This is a genomic window from Streptomyces sp. SS7, from assembly GCF_037993025.1.
Lineage (GTDB): Bacteria > Actinomycetota > Actinomycetes > Streptomycetales > Streptomycetaceae > Streptomyces.
In genome coordinates this window covers 2,401,905-2,424,141 of sequence record NZ_CP141223.1, presented here as the reverse complement: position 1 = coordinate 2,424,141, position 22,237 = coordinate 2,401,905, and the positions used below count along the sequence as shown (strand labels likewise).

The window sequence follows — 22,237 nt, the reverse complement described above, 5'->3', positions numbered from 1 at the left end:
GACCTGGACCTTGATCCACGACTTGGGGTTGCACAGCAGATGACTGCGATTTCTCTCGGCATGCCGTCCGTTCCGACCAGGGTTGCCGAGCGCCGGAAGAGCCGGCAGATCCAGGTGGGCTCGGTCGCGGTGGGCGGTGACGCCCCGGTCTCGGTCCAGTCGATGACGACGACGCGTACGTCGGACATCGGTGCGACGCTCCAGCAGATCGCCGAGCTGACCGCGTCCGGCTGCCAGATCGTCCGGGTGGCGTGTCCGACCCAGGACGACGCCGACGCGCTGGCGACGATCGCGCGGAAGTCGCAGATCCCGGTGATCGCGGACATCCACTTCCAGCCGAAGTACGTGTTCGCGGCCATCGAGGCGGGCTGCGCCGCGGTCCGCGTGAACCCCGGCAACATCAAGCAGTTCGACGACAAGGTCCGGGAGATCGCCAAGGCGGCGAAGGACCACGGCACCCCGATCCGTATCGGCGTCAACGCCGGCTCGCTGGACCGCCGCCTGCTGCAGAAGTACGGCAAGGCCACCCCGGAGGCCCTCGTCGAGTCCGCCCTGTGGGAGGCGTCCCTCTTCGAGGAGCACGACTTCCGCGACATCAAGATCTCGGTCAAGCACAACGACCCGGTCGTGATGATCGAGGCGTACCGCCAGCTCGCCGCCCAGTGCGACTACCCCCTCCACCTCGGCGTCACCGAGGCGGGCCCCGCCTTCCAGGGCACCATCAAGTCGGCCGTCGCCTTCGGCGCGCTCCTCTCCCAGGGCATCGGCGACACCATCCGTGTCTCCCTCTCGGCCCCGCCGGTCGAGGAGGTCAAGGTCGGCAACCAGATCCTGGAGTCCCTCAACCTCAAGCAGCGCGGCCTGGAGATCGTCTCCTGCCCGTCCTGCGGCCGCGCCCAGGTCGACGTCTACAAGCTCGCCGAGGAGGTCACCGCGGGCCTCACCGGCATGGAGGTCCCCCTGCGGGTGGCCGTCATGGGCTGTGTCGTGAACGGCCCCGGCGAGGCCCGGGAGGCGGACCTCGGGGTCGCCTCCGGCAACGGCAAGGGCCAGATCTTCGTCAAGGGCGAGGTCATCAAGACCGTCCCGGAGTCGAAGATCGTCGAAACCCTCATCGAGGAGGCCATGAAGCTGGCCGAGCAGATGGAGGCCGAGGGAGTCGCCTCGGGCGAGCCTTCGGTGGCGGTGGCGGGCTGACGAGGGCTGCGGACCGGCGCCGGTCCGCACCGTCCACCCCGTCCGGCGGCTGAGGACGAGGCCCGTTCAGGGACGATGCGGGGGTCCGGGGGCGGCAGCCCCCGGGGAGGGCACCGCAGCCGACGCCCACCGCGAAGCAACGGCGAGGCAACGGCGAGGCACACGCAGGGCGGCACCGCTCAGCTTCCGCAGGTACAGTGCGGGGATCAGCAGCCCTGAGTGTGAGGCCCCGCAGTTGTTGACCCAGACCACCTCCCGGGTCCTCGAACCGAGCGACCTGGACGCCGCGCTCGCCGTCCTCGACCGCGAGCCGGTGACCAACGCCTTCGTCACCTCCCGCGTCCAGGTCGCAGGCCTCGACCCCTGGCGGCTGGGCGGCGAGATGTGGGGCTGGTACGAGGACGGCATGCTGACGTCGCTGTGCTACGCGGGCGCCAACCTCGTCCCCATCTGCGCCACCCCCCGCGCCGTCCGCGCCTTCGCCGACCGCGCCCGCAGAGCGGGCCGCCGCTGCTCCTCCATCGTCGGCCCCGCAGAGTCCACCACCCAGCTCTGGCGCCTCCTCGAACCCCACTGGGGCCCCGCCCGCGAGGTCCGCGCCCACCAGCCCCTCATGGTCACCGACCGGATGCCCGCCGACCTGGCCCCCGACCCCTACGTCCGTCGCATCCGCAAGGACGAGATGGAGACGATCATGCCGGCCTGCGTGGCGATGTTCACCGAGGAGGTGGGCGTCTCCCCGATGGCCGGCGACGGAGGCCTGCTCTACCAGGCCCGCGTCGCGGAACTCGTCGGCTCCGGCCGCTCCTTCGCCCGCCTCGACGAACACGGCAGGGTCGTCTTCAAGGCGGAGATCGGCGCGGCCACCGCGCAGGCCTGCCAGATCCAGGGCGTCTGGGTCGCCCCGGAGTACCGGGGGAGGGGCTTCGCGGCGCCCGGCATGGCCGCGGTCCTGCGCTACGCCCTCGCGGACGTGGCCCCGGTGGTCAGCCTCTACGTCAACGACTTCAACACGGCCGCGCGCCGGACGTACCGGAGGGTCGGCTTCCAAGAGGTCGGCGCATTCATGAGCGTGCTGTTCTGACGCACCTGTAGGCTCCCCGCCATGGATCTCGTCATCGGCCCCCTGGACCTCCCCGCCCATGTGGACGAGGCCCTCGCGGTGCAGGCCGTCGCCTTCGGCCTCGGCCCCGACGAGGTCGCGGTCCGCCGCCAGATCGTCCTGCGGCACATGACGTACCCGGGCGCCCGGGCCCTCGGCGCCACCACCGGCGAGGGCCGCCTCGTCGGCTTCGTCTACGGCATGCCGAACGACCGCACCCACTGGTGGTCCACCGTCGTCGAGCCCTACCTGCGCGCCCAGGGCACCGACTTCTGGCTCGACGACTCCTTCGTCATCACCGAACTGCACGTCCACCCCGTCCACCAGAACCGCGGCGCCGGCCGGGCCCTGATCACCGCGATCACCGACAGCGCGAGCCAGCCCCGCTCGATCCTCTCCGCGATCGACTTCGACAGCCCCGCCCGCGCGCTCTACCGCTCCCTCGGCTACCAGGACCTGGCCCGCCGCGTCCTGTTCCCCAGCGCCCCCCGCCCCTACGCCGTCATGGGCGCCCCGCTCCCCCTGCTGAGGAAATAACGGATTTCCGGCGACCCCCGGCTCCCGGCTAACCTCCCTGGGGGAGCACCAGGCGCCGCCGGGCCCGCCCCGCGGGCGGACGACGGGAATGTGTCAGGCACCCCCAGCCACCACCCTTACCCGGCAGGAGTACGAGAACCATGGCGAACGCACCGGTCCAGCGCATGTCCCAGTTGATGGCGAAGACCTTGCGCGACGACCCGGCGGACGCCGAGGTCCTCAGCCACAAGCTCCTCGTCCGCGCCGGCTACGTCCGCCGCACCGCCGCCGGCATCTGGTCCTGGCTCCCCCTCGGCAAGAAGGTCCTGGCCAACGTCGAGCGGATCGTCCGCGAGGAGATGGACGCGATCGGCGCCCAGGAGGTGCTGCTCCCCGCTCTCCTGCCCCGTGAGCCGTACGACGCCACGGGCCGCTGGGACGAGTACGGCGCGGAGCTGTTCCGGCTGAAGGACCGCAAGGGCGGCGACTACCTCCTCGGCCCCACCCACGAGGAGATCTTCACCCTGCTGGTCAAGGACCAGGCGTCCTCGTACAAGGACCTGCCCGTCATCCTGTACCAGATCCAGCACAAGTACCGCGACGAGGCCCGTCCGCGGGCCGGCATCCTGCGCGGCCGTGAGTTCCTGATGAAGGACTCCTACTCCTTCGACACCGAGGACGAGGGCCTCGCCCACTCCTACGCCCTGCACCGCGACGCCTACCAGCGGGTCTTCGAGCGCCTCGGCCTCGACTACCGCATCTGCGCCGCCACCGCCGGCGCGATGGGCGGCTCCAAGTCGGAGGAGTTCCTCGCTCCCGCCGGCGCCGGCGAGGACACCTTCGCCGACTGCCCGAACTGCGACTTCGCGGCCAACACCGAGGCGATCTCGTACGAGCTGAAGCCGGTGGCCGCCGAGGGCGTGCCCGCGCTGGAGGAGATCCCCACCCCGGACACCCCCACCATCGAGACCCTCGCCGCCCACCTCGGCGTCCAGGCCTCCGACACGCTGAAGAACCTCCTTGTGAAGGTCGACGGCGAGATCGTCGCCGTGGGCGTGCCCGGTGACCGCGAGGTCGACCTGGACAAGGTCGAGGCGCACTTCGCCCCGGCGACGGTCGAACTGGTCACCGCCGAGGACTTCGTCGGCCGCCCCGACCTGGTGCGCGGCTACGTCGGCCCGCAGGGCCTGGGCGAGAAGGTCACCTACATCGCCGACCCGCGCGTGGCCCCCGGCACCTCCTGGATCACGGGCGCCAACAAGGACGGCATGCACGCGAAGAACGTGGTCGCGGGCCGTGACTTCGAGGTCGACACGTACGTCGACGTCGTGGTCGTCCAGGAGGGCGACCCCTGCCCCAACTGCGGCACCGGCCTCAAGCTCGACCGCGCCATCGAGATCGGCCACATCTTCCAGCTCGGCCGCAAGTACGCCGACGCCCTCAAGCTCGACGTCCTCGGCCAGAACGGCAAGCCGGTCCGCGTGACCATGGGCTCCTACGGCATCGGCGTCTCCCGCGCGGTCGCGGCCCTCGCCGAGCAGACCGCCGACGACAAGGGCCTGTGCTGGCCGGCCGAGGTCGCCCCGGCCGACGTCCACGTGGTCGCCGCCGGCAAGGCCCTCCAGACCGAGCTGGCACTGGAGGTCTCCGAGAAGCTCCGGGCGGCCGGCCTGCGCGTCCTGGTCGACGACCGGGCCGGGGTCTCCCCGGGCGTGAAGTTCACCGACTCCGAGCTGATCGGCGTACCGAAGATCCTGGTCGCGGGCCGTCGCTCGGGCGAGGGCGTGGTCGAGCTGAAGGACCGCAGGACCGGCGAGCGCGAGGAGCTCACGGTGGACGAGGCGATCGCGAGGCTCACCGCCTGAAGGAAGCTTTCAGAGAGTTCTGTCGGGGTCCATGGGGTCCGCACAGGCTTCTCTCAGGCCGTTCCCCGACCGTAGGGCGTGACAGAACGTCACTGCGGAGGGGAACGGTCATGGCGACCAGGGAAGAAGAACGCGGGGCCGCGGCAGCGGTCCGCAGGGGCACACGGCGGACCGCGGCCTTCGCCGCCGCGGTCACGCTGGCGGGGGCGGCCGGGGTGTTCGCCCTGATCGGCACCCTGCAGGCGGACGCCGGCACGGTGGCGAGCAGCGGGACCAGTGCGCGTTCCGGTTCGAGTTCCGGTTCCACGTCGAGTCCGGGTTCGCGTACGACGTCGAGCGGCGACTCCGACACATCGAGCAGCGGCTCGGACAGCTCCTCCTCCTCGGACAGCTCCTCCTCCTCGGACAGCTCCGGCGGTCTCACCTCCTCCTCCGGCGGCTCCGCCGACTCCACCTCGGGGGCGTCGTGATGTCCACGCCGCTCAGGCCCCGCACCACGGCCGCCGCCGACTGGCGCGCCCTCGGCACCACCGTCCGCCTGGTCGTCACCGACCCGGCCCTGCTGGAGTCCTGCAACCTGCTCCTCGCCCGGCACCTCGCCGAGGTCGACGCGGCGTGCAGCCGGTTCCGCCCCGACTCCGAACTGACCGCCCTCGACGCCACCGCCGGCCGCCCGGTCCGGGTGAGCCCGCTGCTCGCCGAGGCCCTCGACGTGGCCCTGCGGGCCGCCGCGGCGACCGACGGCGCCGTGGATCCGACGGTCGGCTCCGCGATGGACGCGATCGGCTACGACCGCGACTTCGCCCTCGTCCGGGAGGACGACCGCCCGGTCCGCCTCACGCTCCGCCGTACCCCCGGCTGGCGCGCCGTCACCCTCGACCCCGCCACCGGCACGGTCACCGTCCCCCGGGGCGTCCGGCTCGACCTCGGCGCCACCGCCAAGGCGTGGGCCGCCGACCGGGCCGCGCGGATGCTGGCCGACACGGCCGGCTGCGGCATCCTGGTCAGCCTGGGCGGCGACACTGCCGTCGCGGGCGAGGCCCCGGCGGGCGGCTGGCAGATCCGCGTCCAGGACGTCACCGGTGCGGTGGACGAGACACCCGCGCAGGGCTCGTACGCCACTGTCGGTCTGCGGGCCGGCGGTCTGGCGACCTCCGGCACCACCGCCCGGCGCTGGCGGCGCGGCGGCCACCACCTGCACCACATCGTGGACCCGCGCACCGGCCTGCCGGTCCGTTCCCGCTGGCGCACGGTCTCGGTGGCCGCCGACACCTGCGCCGACGCGAACGCGGCGAGCACGGCGGCGCTCGTGAAGGGCGAGGGCGCGGAGAAGTGGCTGACCCGCCTGCGCCTCCCCGCCCGCCTGGTCACGCAGGACGGCCTGGTGGTCACCACACCGGGCTGGCCGACGGACACGCGGGAGGCCGCCGCGTGACCGGCGAGACCCTCTGGTACGCCAACAGGGCCACCGGTGCCGTCTGCCTGGTCCTCTTCACGGTCGTCGTGCTCCTCGGCGTCGCGGTCCGCTTGAGGGCCCGCGTCCCGGGTCTGCCCCGCTTCGGCACGATGACCCTGCACCGCACCCTCTCCCTCTCCGCCACCGCCTTCCTGGCCCTGCACCTCACCACGGCCGTCGCCGACGGCTATGTGAACATCACGGCCGTCGACGCCCTGATCCCGTTCCTCTCCGACTACCGGCCCCTGTGGCTCGGCCTCGGCACGGTCGCCTTCGACCTGATGCTCGCGGTCCTCGTCACGAGCCTGCTGCGCGAGCGCCTCGGGCACCGCACCTGGCGGGCCGTCCACTGGCTGGCGTACGCCTCCTGGCCGGTCGCCCTGGTCCACGGCCTCGGCATCGGAACCGACACCGGCGCCGACTGGATGACCTGGCTCACCGTCGCCTGCGTGACCACGGTCGTCACCGCCGGAGGCACCCGCCTCGCCCACGCGGCCCGTACCGCCCGCCGCACCCCCGCCGCCCTCCTGCGCACCGCCGACGGAGCCCGCTCGTGACCGCGACCTTCCCCGACCTGTACATGTCCCCGCGGCTGCTCGCCCCCGGCGCCGCGCCGGCCGACCCGACCACCCACCACCAGCGCTACGGCCCCCTCCCGTACGGCGATCCCGAGACCGTGCTGCGCACGGTGGCCGAGTCCGGTCTCACGGGGCGCGGCGGGGCCGCCTTCCCGACGTACCGCAAGCTGGTCGCGGTCGCCGAGGCGGGCCGCCGCACCGGCCGGGCCCCGGTGGTCGTCGCCAACGGCGCGGAGGGCGAGCCCGCCAGCCGCAAGGACAGGACGCTGCTGCATCTGTCCCCGCACCTGGTCCTGGACGGACTGCAGATCGCGGCGCACGCGGTCGGCGCCGGCGCGGCGTATCTGGGCGTGGCGGACGGTGCGACCTGGCTGGAGTCCGCGCTCGCAAGGCGCTCCCACGACCCGCTGCCGGTCACCGTCGTCCGGCTGCCCACCTCCTTCCTCTCCGGACAGGCCTCGGCCCTCGCGCGGTTCGTCTCCGGCGGCCCCGCGCTGCCCGCCCACCCGAGCCCGCCGGTCCGCGAGCGGGGCGTGCACCGGGCGCCGACGCTCGTGCAGAACGTGGAGACCCTCGCCCAACTCGCGCTCGTCGCCCGCTACGGCGCCGACTGGTACCGCAGCGCCGGTACCCCCGCCCAGCCGGGCAGCGCCCTGTGCACGGTCCATGTCGCGGGACACGAGCCCCGGGTCATCGAGGCACCGTACGGTCTGCCGCTGACCCGGCTGCTGCCCCTGGCGGACGCCTCCGCGGTCCTCGTCGGCGGCTACCACGGCACCTGGATCCCGGCCCGTGAGGCCGCCGAACTCAGCCTGGACGCCGGTTACTTGGGAGCGGGGGTGCTGGCCGCGCTGCCCGCCGACCGCTGCGGCCTCGCCGAGACCGCCCGGGTCCTGCGCCATCTGGCCCTCCAGTCGGCCGGCCAGTGCGGCCCGTGCCTCAACGGCCTGCCCCGGATCGCCACCGCCTTCGGCACCCTTGCGTCCCCCGGCCCGCAGGGCACCGTGCGCACCGATCTCGCCCGCTGGTCCGGCCTGGTGGAGGGCCGGGGCGCCTGCCACCACCCGGACGGCACGGTCCGGCTGGTCCGCAGCGCGCTGACGACCTTCGCCGCCGAGGTGGACGCGCACGCCCACGGCCACTGCACGGCCACCGACCGCACCCCGCTGCTGCCCGTACCCCAGGAGGCCTGACATGGACCGGCAGATGCACCTGGACATCGACTGGACGTCCTGCCGGGGCCACGGCCTGTGCGCGGAACTCCTCCCGGAGCACATCACGCCCGACGAGTGGGGCTACCCGCTGGTCGACGGCACGCCCGTCCCCGAGCGGACGCTGAAACGGGCCCGCCGAGCCGCCGCCGACTGCCCCGTACTCGCCCTCAAGCTCACCTCCACGACGGCTGTCTGACGGATCATCAGCCGAGGTCTCCGCCCCTGCTGCTAGAGCCACCCGGCGAATTCCAGCAACAGCTCCGCATCCCGCCCCCGCCCCACCCGGAGCGCCCGCACCCCCGACTCGACGGCCCGGAAGAGCGTCCACCCCCGTACCCGCTCCTGGTCCAGCTCCAACGACTCCGCCAGCTTGCGCACCCGCCGCCGCGTGATCGCCGCCCCCGACGGCGAGGCGATCAGATCCTCCACCCGGTCCCGCACCAGCCGCGCCAGATCGAACGCGCACTCACCGACCACCGGATCCGGCCCCACCGCCAGCCACGGCGTCCGCTCGGCCGCCAGCACCTTGCTCTGCCGGAACGTCCCGTGCAGCAGCCGGTGTTCGGGCGGCGCGGCCAGCAACTCCGCCCGGGCCGTGAGCGCGGCGTCCACCAGCGCCACGACCTCCCCGACGGCACTCGCCCGCATCGCCTCGGCCTGCCGTCCGGTCCGCTCGGCCACCGTCTCGAAGCGCCCCGCGACCCCGCCGTCGGCCGGCGGCTCCACCCACAGCCGCCGCAGCGTCCCCGCCGCCTCCAGCAGCGCCTTCGCCTCCGGCAGCGACCGGACCGAGACATCCGGGTGCAGCCGTTCGAGCAGCAGCACCCCCTCCGTGACCGGCCCGTCGAGCAGGTGTACGGCACCCAGCCCGCCCCAGTGCGCCAGCGCCGCCCGCTCCGCCTCCGGCCGGAACCGGGGCGGGGCCAGCTTGAGCACGGCGGGTGTCCCGTCCGCCCGGCGCACCAGCATCACCAGGCTGCTCCGGCCGCCGGGCATCTGCACCCGCTCGACGGTCAACTCGCGTAGAGCGACGGCCTGTCCGGCCGCCTCCGGCAGCTTCTCCAACCAGTCGTCACCGCTCGGTGCCGTCTCACCGAGCGCCCGCACCAGCCGCTGCGGCGGTTCGAAAGCCATGCGCGAGTCGTTCCCTTCCCTCTCCGGGTCACGCCGTCGGCGTCGCCGAGACTCCGGGGGTCGCCGCATCCGTACCCGCCCGCTCGGCGAGCCCAGGGAAGGCTACGCTCCCGCCGCGCCAGCGCGCCGCGCGCACCGCCGCCTCCCGCAGCGCCCCGGCCGCCTCCCGGCGCCGCTGGTCCGCGGCTGCCCGCACCAGATCCGAGTACACCCCCGCCACCCGGCCCTCCAGTTCCGCGGCCAGCCGGACCGCCGTCGCCGCGTCCGTCACCGGGAACGGCAGGGCGTACGCGGCGCTCGCGGCGACCGGCTCGGCGCCCAGGTCGCGCACCTCGCGCACCAGCGCGTCCCGCCGCGCCCGGTGCGCGTCGTACGCGGCCCGCGCCTCGGTACGCCGGTCGGCACCGATCCGGCCGCCGACCACGCCGTACCCGTACACGGCGGCGTGCTCGGCGGCCAACGCCGCCTGGAGCGCCGTCAGCTCCCCGCCCGCCCCGCTCTTCCCGGGCTTCGGGCTCGCCGTGCTCCGGTCCGTCATCGGTTCCCCTCCGTCAGCAGATAGGCGTGGGCCGCCCCGGCCGCCGCCACCGAGGCCAGCAGCCGCGCCAGCTCACCCGGGACGTCGAGCAGCTCGGCCGTCCTGCGGTCCGCCAGCTCCCGCTCGGCCGCGGCGAGCGCCGCGAGCGCGTCCTTCTCGGTCACCGGCGCGGCCGGCGTCCCCGTGGCGGCGAGAGAAGACGTAGAGGGCGAAGGGGAGGTGGAGGGCGTACCAGATGTAGAGGATGTAGAGGACGTAGGGGGCGTAGGGGACTTCTGTGAGGTGGAGGGGGACGCGGTCGGGGAAGCCCCGCTGCCGCCGCCGAACGCCTCCACGTGCCGGACGACCTCCGCCCGCAGCGGTGCGAGCCGCTGCGCCAGCGTGGGATGGGCGGCGAGGACGGCGTCGTACCGCGCCAGCAGCCCGCCGCTGTCCTCGGCCGCACGCGCGCGTGCCCGTTCGCCCACCGACGGGCTGCCGTCGGCGACCTCCTCCTCGGAGCGCTCGGAGCCTGACGAGCAGCCCACGAGCAGCGCCGCCCCGGCGGCCGACGCGAGCAGGGTTCTTCTGCGCGGCCCGGAGCGGGCGCGCGGAACGAGCGGGAACGGCACGGCAGACGTCCTCGGGGAATACGTGCGAACGGAGGACCGGGAAGGGAACAGGTCCGTGATCACCGTACCCGCGCGCACGCCGGAGCGAGGCCTCCGCCACCCTCCGTGCACGGGTGGACGGCAACACTCCCCGCGACCGGATACCCTTTGATCAGACACGCGACCCATCCCACAACAGCACACGCGGCCGAGGAGTCACCCGGATGAGCACCACCCAGAGCGAGAGGCTGCGAGAGCTCCTGGAACCGCTCGTCACCTCCCAGGGCCTGGATCTCGAAGAGATCGCCGTGGACTCCGTCGGTCGCAAGCGTGTGCTGCGCGTCGTCGTCGACTCCGACACCGGGGCGGACCTGGACCAGATCGCCGATGTGAGCCGCGCGCTCTCGGCGAAGCTCGACGAGAGCGACGCGATGGGCGCGGGCGAGTACACCCTCGAGGTCGGCACCCCGGGCGCCGAGCGCTCCCTCACCGAGCACCGCCACTACGTGCGCGCCACCGGCCGGCTGGTGAAGTTCCAGCTGACCGAGGGCGGCGAACTGGTCGCGCGGATCCTGAAGGCCGACGAGGACGGCCTCGACCTCGAAGTGCCCGGTGTGAAGGGCCGCAGGGCCACGACCCGCAGAGTCGGCTTCCCGGACATCGAGAAGGCGCGCGTGCAGGTCGAGTTCAACCGCAAGGACCAGGACGTCAAGGACGAGAAGGAAGAGGAGGCGTAGCCGTGGACATCGACATGAGTGCCCTGCGGGGCTTGGTACGGGAGAAGGAGATCTCCTTCGACCTGCTGGTCGAGGCGATCGAGTCGGCCCTCCTCATCGCCTACCACCGCACCGAGGGAAGCCGCCGACACGCGCGCGTGGAGCTCAACCGGGAGACCGGGCATGTGACCGTGTGGGCGAAGGAGGACCCCGAGGACCTCGAAGAGGGCCAGGAGCCCCGCGAGTTCGACGACACCCCGTCCGGCTTCGGCCGTATCGCCGCCACCACCGCCAAGCAGGTGATCCTGCAGCGGCTGCGCGACGCCGAGGACGATGCGACGCTCGGCGAGTACGCCGGCCGCGAGGGCGACATCGTCACCGGCGTGGTCCAGCAGGGCCGCGACCCCAAGAACGTGCTCGTGGACATCGGCAAGCTGGAGGCCATCCTCCCGGTCCAGGAACAGGTCCCCGGCGAGACGTACCCGCACGGCATGCGCCTGCGCTCGTACGTCGTCCGGGTGGCCAAGGGTGTCCGAGGTCCCTCGGTCACGCTTTCGCGGACCCACCCCAATCTGGTGAAGAAGCTGTTCGCGCTGGAGGTGCCGGAGATCGCCGACGGGTCCGTCGAGATCGCCGCCATCGCCCGCGAGGCCGGCCACCGCACCAAGATCGCCGTACGGTCCACCCGTTCGGGCCTGAACGCCAAGGGAGCCTGTATCGGCCCCATGGGCGGCCGGGTGCGCAACGTGATGGGCGAGCTGAACGGCGAGAAGATCGACATCGTCGACTGGTCGGACGACCCGGCCGAGATGGTGGCGAACGCGCTGTCCCCGGCCCGGGTCTCCAAGGTCGACGTGGTGGACCTCGCGGCCCGCTCCGCGCGCGTGACCGTGCCCGACTACCAGCTGTCCCTGGCGATCGGCAAGGAGGGCCAGAACGCCCGCCTCGCCGCCCGCCTCACCGGCTGGCGGATCGACATCCGACCGGACACCGAGCAGACGTCCGACTAGCAGACGTCCGACTAGATGTCCCACCTGTCCTACCTGGGGTTGGGCCGTTCGGGGGAATAGATCCAGGCCGAGGCCCGCTCAGATCACGTCAGATGTATCGCGGCAACCGTTCGACTCCTGCCCCGAAGGGGTGAGGTGGCCGCGGGGAGGTAGACTTAACTGTGTCTGGCCGGACGCACGCCGGAGCATGCCCTGAACGCACCTGTGTGGGGTGCCGGAAGCGAGCGGCCAAGACGGAGCTGCTGCGCATCGTGGCGGTCGAGGACGCCTGCGTCCCCGATCCTCGCGGTACGCTGCCCGGCCGGGGTGCGTATGTGCACCCCGCACCGGTCTGTCTCGACCAGGCGGTACGCCGCCGGGCGTTCACGCGGGCGTTGCGAGCCCCGGGAGCGCTCGACACAAAGGCGTTGCGCCAGTACGTCGAGCAGACGACAGTTGCCGATCGGGCAACACCGTAAGAAGCGCGTCGCGCGGATCGTCCGTGCGGCCAGGTACCCCGCGAGTGGGAAGTAGGTCGAGATTGCGATGAGCACTCGATGAGCACGCGATGAGTACGCCCATGAAGTAGCGACGGTCCGGCGGCAACCCGGACCTAAAAGGAGCGAAGTGGCTAAGGTCCGGGTATACGAACTCGCCAAGGAGTTCGGCGTGGAGAGCAAGGTCGTCATGGCCAAGCTCCAAGAACTCGGTGAATTCGTCCGTTCGGCGTCTTCGACCATCGAAGCGCCCGTAGTCCGCAAACTGACTGACGCCTTCCAGGGCGGCGGCAAGCCCGCCCCGCGCAAGGCCTCCCCCAAGCCTGGTGCGCCCTCCCCGGCGCAGTCGGCCCGTCCGGCCGCCCCGCGTCCGGCCGCCCCCAGGCCCGCCGCGCCTCAGGCGCCCACGACTCCGGCCGCCCCTGCGGCCTCGTCGGCCCCCGCGCCGGCGACCCCGGGCCCGCGTCCCGTGCCCGGTCCCAAGCCCGCGCCGCGTCCGGCGCCCGCCGCCCCGGAGTTCACCGCTCCGCCGTCGGCCCCGGCCGCACCGCAGGCCCCCCGTCCGGCCGCAGCCCAGGGCCCGCGCCCCGGCGCTCCTCGGCCCGGCGCCCGTCCGGGCGGTCCCGGCCAGGGTCAGCAGGACCGCGGTCAGCGTCCGGCCGCCGGCCAGGGCCCGCGCCCCGGTGGCGCCGGCGCCCCCCGTCCGGGCGGCGGCCGTCCGTCCGGCCCGCGTCCGGGCAACAACCCCTTCACGTCCGGCGGCAACGCCGGTATGGCCCGTCCGCAGGCCCCCCGTCCGCAGGGCGCCCCGCGCCCCGGCGGCCCGGGTGGTGCCCCCGGTGGCGGCGGCCCCCGTCCCCAGGCGCCCGGCGCCCCGGGCGGCGGTCCGCGTCCGCAGGCTCCGGGCGGTTCCCGTCCGTCGCCCGCCGGTATGCCGCGTCCGCAGGGTGCGGGCCCCGGCGGTCCGCGTCCCGGCGGTCCGCGTCCCAACCCCGGCATGATGCCGCAGCGTCCCGCTGCCGGCCCCCGTCCCGGCGGCGGCCCCGGCGGTGGCGGCCGTGGCCCGGCCGGAGCCGGTCGTCCCGGCGGTGGCGGGCGTCCGGGTGGCGGCGGCTTCGCCGGCCGTCCGGCCGGTCCCGGCGGCGGTGCCCGTCCGGGTGGCGGCGGCTTCGCCGGTCGTCCCGGTGGCGGTGGCCCCGGCGGTGGCGGCGGCTTCGGCGGCGGCGGTGGCCGTCCCGGCTTCGGCGGCCGTCCCGGCGGTCCCGGTGGCCGCGGTGGCACGCAGGGCGCCTTCGGCCGCCCCGGCGGCCCGGCCCGTCGTGGCCGCAAGTCGAAGCGTCAGCGTCGCCAGGAGTACGAGGCCATGCAGGCCCCGTCCGTCGGCGGTGTGATGCTGCCGCGCGGCAACGGCGAGACGATCCGTCTCTCCCGCGGCGCGTCGCTCACCGACTTCGCGGAGAAGATCAACGCCAACCCGGCGTCGCTCGTCGCGGTCATGATGAACCTCGGCGAGATGGTCACCGCGACCCAGTCCGTCTCCGACGAGACCCTCCAGCTCCTCGCGGGCGAGATGAACTACGAGGTTCAGATCGTCAGCCCGGAGGAGGAGGACCGCGAGCTGCTCGAGTCCTTCGACATCGAGTTCGGCGAGGACGAGGGCGACGAGTCCGACCTGGTGGTCCGTCCGCCGGTCGTCACCGTCATGGGTCACGTCGACCACGGAAAGACCCGACTGCTCGACGCCATCCGCAAGACCAACGTCATCGCGGGCGAGGCCGGCGGCATCACCCAGCACATCGGTGCCTACCAGGTCGCGACCCAGGTCAACGACGAAGAGCGCAAGATCACCTTCATCGACACCCCGGGTCACGAGGCCTTCACCGCCATGCGTGCGCGTGGTGCGAAGTCCACGGACATCGCGATCCTGGTCGTCGCGGCCAACGACGGCGTCATGCCGCAGACGGTCGAGGCGCTCAACCACGCCAAGGCGGCCGACGTCCCGATCGTCGTCGCGGTCAACAAGATCGACGTCGAGGGCGCCGACCCGACCAAGGTGCGCGGTCAGCTCACCGAGTACGGCCTGGTGGCCGAGGAGTACGGCGGCGACACCATGTTCGTCGACATCTCCGCCAAGCAGGGTCTGCACATCGACTCGCTGCTGGAGGCCGTGGTCCTCACGGCCGACGCCTCGCTCGACCTGCGGGCCAACCCGCACCAGGACGCGCAGGGCATCTCGATCGAGTCCCGTCTCGACCGCGGCCGCGGTGCCGTGGCGACGGTCCTCGTGCAGCGAGGCACCCTGCGGGTCGGCGACACGATGGTCGTGGGCGACGCCTACGGTCGCGTCCGCGCCATGCTCGACGACAACGGCAACAACGTGGCCGAGGCCGGCCCGTCGACGCCGGTCCAGGTCCTGGGTCTGACCAACGTCCCGGGCGCCGGCGACAACTTCCTCGTCGTCGAGGAGGACCGTACGGCCCGCCAGATCGCCGAGAAGCGTGCCGCCCGCGAGCGCAACGCGGCCTTCGCCAAGCGCACGCGCAGGTTCTCCCTGGAGAACCTGGACGCGGCCCTGAAGGCCGGCGAGGTCCAGCAGCTGAACCTGATCATCAAGGGCGACGCGTCCGGATCGGTCGAGGCGCTGGAATCCTCCCTGCTCCAGCTGGACGTCGGCGAAGAGGTCGACATCCGCGTCCTGCACCGCGGCGTCGGTGCGGTCACGGAGTCGGACATCGACCTGGCCATGGGCTCGGACGCGATCGTCATCGGCTTCAACGTCCGGGCAGCCGGCCGTGCGCAGCAGATGGCGGAGCGCGAGGGCGTCGACGTGCGCTACTACTCGGTCATCTACCAGGCGATCGAGGAGATCGAGGCGGCCCTGAAGGGTCTCCTCAAGCCGGAGTACGAAGAGGTCGAGCTCGGTACGGCGGAGATCCGCGAGGTCTTCAAGTCGTCCAAGCTGGGCAACATCGCCGGTGTCCTCATCCGCTCGGGCGAGGTCAAGCGCAACACCAAGGCCCGCCTCGTCCGCGACGGCAAGGTCATCGCGGAGAACCTCAACATCGAGGGCCTGCGCCGCTTCAAGGACGACGTCACCGAGATTCGCGAAGGGTTCGAGGGCGGTATCAACCTCGGCAACTTCAACGACATCAAGATCGACGACGTCATCGCGACGTACGAGATGCGCGAGAAGCCGCGGGTGTAACCCACGGCCCGTGGTGCCGGTCCACTGGGACACAGTCCCGGAGGACCGGCACCGCTCCGTCTGGAGAAACCCTGCGCAGGACGCCACCACGGAGCCCTGCGCAGGGCACCGGGACGGGGCCTGGCGCGGGGTACCTGGACGAAGCTCCGGGCCGCCCCGGGACGAGCCTCTGCGCGGGTCTCCGGCCGGAACCCCCCTACATGGCCTGATACAGGCTGCCGCTGCCGAGACGGAGTTCTCGACCGGTGCCTGGACGAAGCTCTGTGAGGGCTCCGGACGAAACTCCGCGCGAGGTGCGGGACCGAGCCCTGGTGCCGGGTGTCCGGGAGGAAACTCTGTGCGGGTCGCCGCGACGGATCTCTGCCTGGGGTGCCGCGAGGGTGCCCTGTGAAGGGTGCCGGGGCGGTGCCCTGGGCGGGGTGCCGCGACGGGACCTGGTGCCTGGTGTCAGGTCGAAGCTCTGTATGGGTTGCTGCGACGGGATCTGGTGCAGGGTGTCGGGGTGATGGCTCAGTGCGGGGTCTCGGGACGGAACTCTGTGTGGGGTGACGTGGCGGTGCTCGGTGTGGGGTGCCGGGGCGGAGCTCTGCGTGGGTGACGTGGCGGTGCTCGGTGGAGGGTGTCGGGATGGAGCTCTCTGCGGGGTGCGGCGGCGGAGCCCCGGGTGGGGGCACTTCTCGTCCGGCCGAGTCGGGTGGGTGGGTGGGTGGGAAACTCCGTCGAGCCGGCGGCAGGATCGCGGTACCGTTCATGATGCCCCTGTCCCACACGGCCGACAGGGCCATCGATCCCGTACCGGCGGGTGAACCGGCTGCGCATGTACGTGGGGACTCTGTCCTTCGACCTGCTCCTCGGCGACGTCCACTCGCTGAAGGAGAAACGCTCCGTCGTCCGGCCCATCGTCGCCGAGCTCCAGCGCAAGTACGCGGTGAGCGCGGCCGAGGTCGACCACCAGGACCTCCACCGCAGGGCCTGCATAGGCCTCGCCATGGTCTCCGGTGACGCGGAGCACCTGACCGACGTACTGGACCGGTGCGAACGGCTCGTCGCCGCCCGCCCGGAGGTGGAACTGCTGTCGGTCAGACGCCGTTTCCACGGCGAAGACGACGACTGACCACAGAACAGCACACAGACACGACACGCAAGAAAGAACGGGAGACGGACCAGTGGCCGACAACGCGCGCGCCAAGAGGCTGGCGGACCTCATCCGAGAGGTGGTGGCGCAGAAGCTGCAGCGCGGGATCAAGGACCCGCGGCTCGGTTCCCACGTCACCATCACGGACACCAGGGTCACAGGTGACCTCCGGGAGGCGACCGTCTTCTACACCGTGTACGGCGACGACGAGGACCGCAAGGCCGCCGCGGCCGGTCTGGAGAGCGCCAAGGGCATCCTGCGCTCCGAGGTCGGCCGCGCGGCCGGCGTGAAGTTCACGCCGACGCTGGCCTTCGTCGCCGACGCCCTCCCGGACAACGCCCGCACCATCGACGACCTCCTCGACAAGGCGCGCGCCGCCGACGAGAAGGTCCGCGAGGCGTCCGCGGGCGCCGGGTACGCCGGCGAGGCCGACCCGTACCGCAAGCCCGGTGACGACGAGACGGACGACACCGCCGAATGAACCGCAAGTCCACCGCGCCCGACGGCCTGGTCATCGTCGACAAGCCGTCGGGCTTCACCTCCCACGACGTCGTGGCCAAGATGCGCGGGATCGCCAAGACCCGCCGCGTCGGCCACGCCGGCACGCTCGACCCGATGGCGACCGGTGTCCTCGTCCTCGGTGTGGAGAAGGCGACCAAGCTCCTCGGTCACCTCGCCCTCACCGAGAAGGAGTACCTCGGGACGATCCGCCTCGGCCAGACGACCCTGACCGACGACGCCGAGGGCGAGATCACCGCCTCCGCCGACGCCTCCCGGATCACCCGGGAGGCCATCGACGCCGGCATCGCCAAGCTCAGCGGCGCCATCATGCAGGTGCCGTCCAAGGTCAGCGCCATCAAGATCGACGGCGTACGGTCGTACAAGCGGGCCCGCGAGGGCGAGGAGTTCGAGATCCCGGCCCGCCCGGTGACCATCTCCTCCTTCGCCGTGTACGACGTCCGCGACGCCGTCGCCGAGGACGGCACCCCCGTCCTGGACCTGGTCGTCTCGGTCGTCTGCTCCTCCGGCACCTACATCCGCGCCCTCGCCCGCGACCTGGGCGCCGACCTCGGCGTCGGCGGACATCTCACCGCCCTGCGCCGCACCCGGGTCGGCCCCTACAAGCTGGACTCCGCCAAGACGCTCGACCAGCTCCAGAAGGAACTGGCCGTGATGCCGATCGCCGAGGCCGCCGCGGCCGCGTTCCCCCGCTGGGACGTGGACGCCAAGCGGGCCCGGCTGCTCACCAACGGCGTCCGCCTGGAGATGCCCGAGGAGTACGCGGGCGCCGGCCCGGTCGCCGTCTTCGACCCCGAGGGCCGCTTCCTCGCCCTGGTGGAGGAGCAGAAGGGCAAGGCCAAGAGCCTCGCCGTGCTGAGCTGACCCTCCGCGCCACGATTCTCCGCGCCACGCACCGCTCTGCCCGTGGAGCGGCGGACACGGGGTGATCCATTGCCCCGCCGCTCCACGGTCCCCCCTCGGTTCCCCCACCCCTAGCCTGCGTCCGGCCGCCCGGGTTCATTCACCCGACCGGGCAGGCGCTCGGAGTGAACCGAGGGAGCGCAGGGGGGCGCTTTCGCCACGGCCCCTGTTCTCTTGATCACCGCACGCCTACCGTCGAACCGAGGGTACGAGGGCGCTGCGGGGAGGTAGGGCGATGGCGGGACGGGGCCCGTGGACGGACGACGACCACGGCGTGGACACCGCCTCCACCGGCGCACCCCGGGACACACCCCTCGGCGCCACCCACCCCGCCACCCACCCGGCCACCCCGCTGGTCCGCCTCCGCGACCTCGCCGGCCGCCCGCGCGGCACCGGCTTCGTCGCCGACCACCTCGGCACGGTCGTCACCAGCCACGAGGCCGTGGCCGGCCTGCCCCGCCTCACCCTGCACGGCGCCGACGGCCGTGTCTGCGCCGTGACCGCGGAGGCGGTCACCCCGCTCCCGGAGCTGAACCTCGCCCTCGTCCGCACGGAGGGGCTCGGCACCGACCCGCTCCCGGTGACCACCCGAGAACCCGTCGGCACCGGGACGTACGTCCGGCTGGCCGCGGGCTGCTGGCGCGAGGCGCGCGTGCTGGGCGCGACCGGGGCGACGTACCACCCGGCCGCCGGCCACGTCCACCGGCTCGACGGCGCCCTGGAGCTGGCCATCGGCACGGCGGGCCGGGACGCGCTGCGGCCCGGCGGCGGCGCGAGCGGGGGACCGGTCCTGGACGCGGGGACGGGCGCGGTCGTCGCGGTCCTGGGCACCACCCTGCGCTCCGGCGACCGCGAGGGCGGCTTCGCCGTCCCCCTGCGCCCCGCGGCCCCCGGCCCCCTGGCGGAGCTGCTCGCCCGCAACGCGGCGACCGCGCCCGCGTACGGAGCCGACCTCAATCTCGCGGGTGTTCTGGAGCTCACCGCCACCTCGGTGGCCTCCGACGGCCCGCCCGGCGCCTTCTCCGGTCACCCGGGAGGCCCCGGCGGCACCACCGTGGCCACCGTCGAACGCGTCGCGCCGGCAAGGGAGTTCGCCGCCTTCGCCAAAGGCCCGGCGGCCGTCCTCGGGCTCGTCGGACCACCCGGCAGCGGCCGTACGACGGAACTCGCGGCCCTCGCCGCCCGCCGCACCCGGGGCCCCGAACCCGCCCCCACCCTGTGGCTGCGCGGCGCCGACCTCGCGCAGGACGACGACTCGCTCGCCGACGCGGCCCGCAGGGCACTGACCCGTGCCGCCCGTATCGTCGCCGCCTCCCGTGCCGCCCGCCCGACGGCACTCGTGCCGGACCCGTCGGGGGCGCCCTCCTCCGGGACCGACCCCGCCCTCCTCGGCGACATCGGCCCCGACCGCCTCGCCCGCCTCGCCCACGCCGCCGGCCGCCCGCTGCTCCTCCTCCTCGACGGCCCCGAGGAGATGCCCCCCGTCCTCGCCCACCGGCTCGCCGACTGGACCGAGGGCACCGCGCAGTGGCTGCGGCACACGGGCGCACGCCTGCTGGTGGCCTGCCGCGCCGAGTACTGGGAGTGCGCCGGGACCCGGTTCCCGCCCGGGATGCTGTACGAGGGCACGGGCCCCCGGGAGGAGACGGCCGCGGCGCTCCCGCCCTGCGTCCCGCTCGGCGACCTCACCCCCGACGAGGCCCGCGCCGCCCTGGCCCGGTACGCCGTCCCCGGCACCGCGCTCACCGGCCCCGACGCCCGGCACCCGCTCACGATCCGGCTCCTCTCCGAGGTCCGCGCCGCCCTCCCCGCCCCACCGCCCGCCCACCCCGTCGACCGCCACGAGGTCCTCGCCGCCTACCTCGACCTGATGTGCCTGCGCGTCGCCGTCCGCCTCGCCGCGGAGAACGGCCTGCGCGGCACCGCGGTCCGCCGGCTCGCGGCGAAGGTCTCCGGCCAGGTTCACGAGGCCGCCCGGCGCAGCCTCGGGCCGGGCCAGGGCGAGCTGGACCGGGAGTCCTTCGAGGCGGTGTTCCCCTGGGGACCGGCACCCGCCCGGCTCGGCGGCGGCACCGGATGGGCCCACGCCGTCCTCACCGAGGGCCTGCTGGTGCCCGCCGGCGGCGGCTACCGCTTCGCCCACGAGGAACTCGCCGACTGGATCCAGGGCGTCCACCTCGACCTCGACGAGGCCCTGCGCGCCCTCGTCCACCGCCGCCGCACCCCCGAGGGCGCCCACCCGCTCCCCGTCCCGCACCACCGCATCGGCCCCGTCGTCCAGGCGCTGATCCTCCTCGGCCGCCAACAGGGCACGCGGCAACTCCGCCGCCGACTGGAGGAGTTGCTGCGCGCCCTGGACGCCGAGGGCACGTCCTGGTGGGCCGCCCGACTCCTCGCCGAAACCCTGCTCCGCGTCCCGGACGCCACGCCCTACACCGGAGTTCTGCGACTGCTGGCGGACCGCATCGTGGCGGCGGCCGAGAGAGCCGAGGAGGGCGAGGAGACGGGCGAGGGGGCCGAGGAGGGCGAGGGGGCCGCGGGGGTTGAGGGCGCGGTTCGGCCGGTGGCGGGGGGCGAAGGGCCCGGCACGGCCCTGGCCTCGGGCGGGCGGCCGGACCGGGGTGCGGCGGCCGACGAGCAGCCGCACCGGGGGGCCGGCCGGGGCGAACAGGTCGGCCGGTGCGCTGAGTTCGGGCCCGGGTTCTGGACGCGGCTCGCCCTCCCGCCCGAGCTGTGCCTGGATCTGCTGCGCCGGCTCGTCCTCGCCGACGCCGCCCCGGAGCGCGTCGGCGCCCCCCGGTACCTCGACGCCGTCGCCCGTCTCCTCGCCGACGACCCCACCGCCGTACAGCCGTGCCTCACCCGCTGGTTCGACGACCAGCGGCCGCTGCCCGCGACCCCGCACGCCACCGTGGCCACGGCCGCGCAGGCGCTGCTGCACACGCACCGGCACCGGTCGCCGGACGACCTCACCGAGACGCTCGTCGGCTGCGGGCACCCCCGGGCCGCCGAACTGCTCACCGTGCTCGCCGAGGACGAGCCGTCCGCGCTCTGCCGGGCCGTCGACCGCTGGGCGCAGGACGAGCGGCCCGCCCGCCGCGCCGCCGCGCTGACGTACGCCCGGCACACCGCCGCGCACACCACCACCGACACCGACCGGGGCCTGCTGCGCCACGCGGCGCTCGCGCTGCTCGCCCGCCCCGCCGACTCCCCCCTGCACGGCGGCGCGCTCGCCCTCCTCGTCCGCGACCCCGAGACCCGCGACCGTCATCTGCCCCGGGCGCTGGAGCGCTTCGCGGCGGGCGATCCGCAGCTCCCGGCGAGCGCCCTGCTGACCGCGCTCGACACCCATCCCGAGCCGGTCCTGGACGCCGTCCTCACCCGCCTGGGCAGCCCCGGCGCGAGCGGCACCCTGCGGGCCCTCGCCGACGCCACCCCGCCCGCGCTCGCCCACCGGGTCGCCGCCGTCGTACGGGATGCGGTACGGCGGCGGCCGGACACGGCGGGGGACGTCGCCGCGTACGTCGACCAGCGCCTCGACCAGGGGCCGGCCGCCCGCGCCGTCCTCCTCCCGCTGGTCACCGGTCTGCTGGAGACCGACGGCCCCGAGCAGGTACGAGCCGCGCTGGCCGGTGTCCTGCTGGCCCCCGGCACCCCCGGATCCCGGCCGCTGCGGCGTGAGCTGCTGGAGCACCTGCTGGCCCACGAGCACACGCCGGCCGTGCTGGACGCCGTCCTGCACGCGGCCCCGCAGCGCGGCGGCGACGAGCTGCGCGCCCTCGTCCACCGCACCGGGCTGCTCCTGGCCCGCACCCCGGACGGCGCGACGCGCTTCGACCGGGGCCTGGTCGAGCTGGCCCGGCACATCCCGGGGTTCGCCGCCCGGGCGACGGGCTGGTTCGCCGACGCGCCCGGGAACTGGGCGGTCCTGGTCGGCCCGGGCGCCCGGCGCACGCTGGAGGACCTCGCGGGGGTGCGGGTCCCCGCATGACCGGAACCACGGGCCCGCGGGCGCGCGTGGATCGAGTCACACCCCGATGCCGATGCGGGCAGGAAGCACCCGGCATGGCACCCTTAGACCTG

Annotated in this window: 20 protein-coding genes; 17 read left to right on the top strand and 3 right to left on the bottom strand. The window is 73.9% G+C overall.

The features are described 5' to 3' along the window. The first annotated feature begins 39 nt into the window (after positions 1-39). The 9 genes from ispG to U5640_RS10755 all read left to right on the top strand — a co-directional run bounded on the left by ispG (position 40) and on the right by U5640_RS10755 (position 8,124). Positions 40-1,197, top strand: a complete 1,158-nt coding sequence (gene ispG / locus U5640_RS10795) for a flavodoxin-dependent (E)-4-hydroxy-3-methylbut-2-enyl-diphosphate synthase (protein ID WP_330348219.1) — start codon at positions 40-42, stop codon at positions 1,195-1,197. Between the two features lie 235 nt (positions 1,198-1,432). Next, on the top strand, positions 1,433-2,281 hold the full coding sequence (locus tag U5640_RS10790; protein WP_340375569.1) for a GNAT family N-acetyltransferase: 849 nt from the start codon (positions 1,433-1,435) through the stop codon (positions 2,279-2,281). 21 nt (positions 2,282-2,302) lie between these two features. Continuing rightward, on the top strand, positions 2,303-2,836 hold the full coding sequence (locus U5640_RS10785) for a GNAT family N-acetyltransferase (RefSeq protein WP_340375568.1): 534 nt from the start codon (positions 2,303-2,305) through the stop codon (positions 2,834-2,836). Positions 2,837-2,976: 140 nt separating this feature from the next. Then, positions 2,977-4,680 carry a proline--tRNA ligase gene (locus U5640_RS10780; RefSeq protein WP_067257630.1) on the top strand — a complete coding sequence of 568 codons (1,704 nt, stop codon included), beginning with the start codon at positions 2,977-2,979 and terminating at the stop codon, positions 4,678-4,680. Between the two features lie 110 nt (positions 4,681-4,790). Beyond that, the gene (locus U5640_RS10775) at positions 4,791-5,150 is read left to right on the top strand and encodes a hypothetical protein (protein ID WP_340375567.1); all 360 of its coding nucleotides are present in this window, start codon (positions 4,791-4,793) and stop codon (positions 5,148-5,150) included. After that, on the top strand, positions 5,150-6,115 hold the full coding sequence (locus U5640_RS10770) for an FAD:protein FMN transferase (RefSeq protein ID WP_340375566.1): 966 nt from the start codon (positions 5,150-5,152) through the stop codon (positions 6,113-6,115). Before U5640_RS10775 ends, U5640_RS10770 begins: the two co-directional genes overlap by 1 nt. Next, entirely contained in the window at positions 6,112-6,693 is a 582-nt protein-coding gene (locus U5640_RS10765) for a ferric reductase-like transmembrane domain-containing protein (RefSeq protein ID WP_340375565.1), read from the top strand. Before U5640_RS10770 ends, U5640_RS10765 begins: the two co-directional genes overlap by 4 nt. After that, a complete protein-coding gene (locus U5640_RS10760) occupies positions 6,690-7,907 on the top strand; it encodes an NADH-ubiquinone oxidoreductase-F iron-sulfur binding region domain-containing protein (RefSeq protein ID WP_340375564.1) in 1,218 nt (405 codons plus the stop codon). The genes U5640_RS10765 and U5640_RS10760 overlap by 4 nt, the downstream gene beginning before the upstream one ends. A gap of 1 nt (position 7,908) precedes the next feature. Next, positions 7,909-8,124 carry a ferredoxin gene (locus U5640_RS10755; RefSeq protein ID WP_340375563.1) on the top strand — a complete coding sequence of 72 codons (216 nt, stop codon included), beginning with the start codon at positions 7,909-7,911 and terminating at the stop codon, positions 8,122-8,124. Between the two features lie 32 nt (positions 8,125-8,156). Here the strand turns inward: U5640_RS10755 and U5640_RS10750 are convergent, their stop codons facing one another. Genes U5640_RS10750 through U5640_RS10740 form a run of 3 tightly spaced genes read right to left on the bottom strand, consistent with a single transcriptional unit; the run spans position 8,157 to position 10,211 of the window. Next, positions 8,157-9,062, bottom strand: a complete 906-nt coding sequence (locus U5640_RS10750) for an aminoglycoside phosphotransferase family protein (protein WP_340375562.1) — start codon at positions 9,060-9,062, stop codon at positions 8,157-8,159. A gap of 28 nt (positions 9,063-9,090) precedes the next feature. Next, the gene (locus U5640_RS10745) at positions 9,091-9,600 is read right to left on the bottom strand and encodes a ferritin-like domain-containing protein (RefSeq protein ID WP_340375561.1); all 510 of its coding nucleotides are present in this window, start codon (positions 9,598-9,600) and stop codon (positions 9,091-9,093) included. Further along, positions 9,597-10,211: a hypothetical protein gene (locus U5640_RS10740; protein ID WP_340375560.1), complete on the bottom strand. Its 615-nt coding sequence runs from the start codon at positions 10,209-10,211 to the stop codon at positions 9,597-9,599. Before U5640_RS10740 ends, U5640_RS10745 begins: the two co-directional genes overlap by 4 nt. A gap of 203 nt (positions 10,212-10,414) precedes the next feature. On the opposite strand from U5640_RS10740, the gene rimP reads away from it, so the two are divergent. The 8 genes from rimP (at position 10,415) to U5640_RS10700 (ending at position 22,145) form a co-directional block, all read left to right on the top strand. Further along, positions 10,415-10,927, top strand: coding sequence for a ribosome maturation factor RimP (gene rimP, locus U5640_RS10735; RefSeq protein ID WP_340375559.1), 513 nt, complete (start codon positions 10,415-10,417; stop codon positions 10,925-10,927). A gap of 2 nt (positions 10,928-10,929) precedes the next feature. Next, positions 10,930-11,916 carry a transcription termination factor NusA gene (nusA, locus tag U5640_RS10730; protein WP_340375558.1) on the top strand — a complete coding sequence of 329 codons (987 nt, stop codon included), beginning with the start codon at positions 10,930-10,932 and terminating at the stop codon, positions 11,914-11,916. A 161-nt stretch (positions 11,917-12,077) separates the two neighbouring features. Then, positions 12,078-12,374, top strand: a complete 297-nt coding sequence (locus U5640_RS10725) for a YlxR family protein (RefSeq protein ID WP_340375557.1) — start codon at positions 12,078-12,080, stop codon at positions 12,372-12,374. Positions 12,375-12,522: 148 nt separating this feature from the next. Further along, positions 12,523-15,597, top strand: coding sequence for a translation initiation factor IF-2 (gene infB / locus U5640_RS10720; protein WP_340375556.1), 3,075 nt, complete (start codon positions 12,523-12,525; stop codon positions 15,595-15,597). Positions 15,598-16,414: 817 nt separating this feature from the next. Beyond that, on the top strand, positions 16,415-16,711 hold the full coding sequence (locus tag U5640_RS10715) for a DUF503 domain-containing protein (RefSeq protein ID WP_340375555.1): 297 nt from the start codon (positions 16,415-16,417) through the stop codon (positions 16,709-16,711). Positions 16,712-16,763: 52 nt separating this feature from the next. Continuing rightward, positions 16,764-17,213 carry a 30S ribosome-binding factor RbfA gene (gene rbfA, locus U5640_RS10710; protein ID WP_067257649.1) on the top strand — a complete coding sequence of 150 codons (450 nt, stop codon included), beginning with the start codon at positions 16,764-16,766 and terminating at the stop codon, positions 17,211-17,213. Next, positions 17,210-18,115, top strand: coding sequence for a tRNA pseudouridine(55) synthase TruB (gene truB / locus U5640_RS10705; RefSeq protein ID WP_340375554.1), 906 nt, complete (start codon positions 17,210-17,212; stop codon positions 18,113-18,115). Before rbfA ends, truB begins: the two co-directional genes overlap by 4 nt. Before the next feature lie 274 nt (positions 18,116-18,389). Beyond that, the gene (locus U5640_RS10700) at positions 18,390-22,145 is read left to right on the top strand and encodes a serine protease (protein WP_340375553.1); all 3,756 of its coding nucleotides are present in this window, start codon (positions 18,390-18,392) and stop codon (positions 22,143-22,145) included. Positions 22,146-22,237 lie beyond the last annotated feature (92 nt).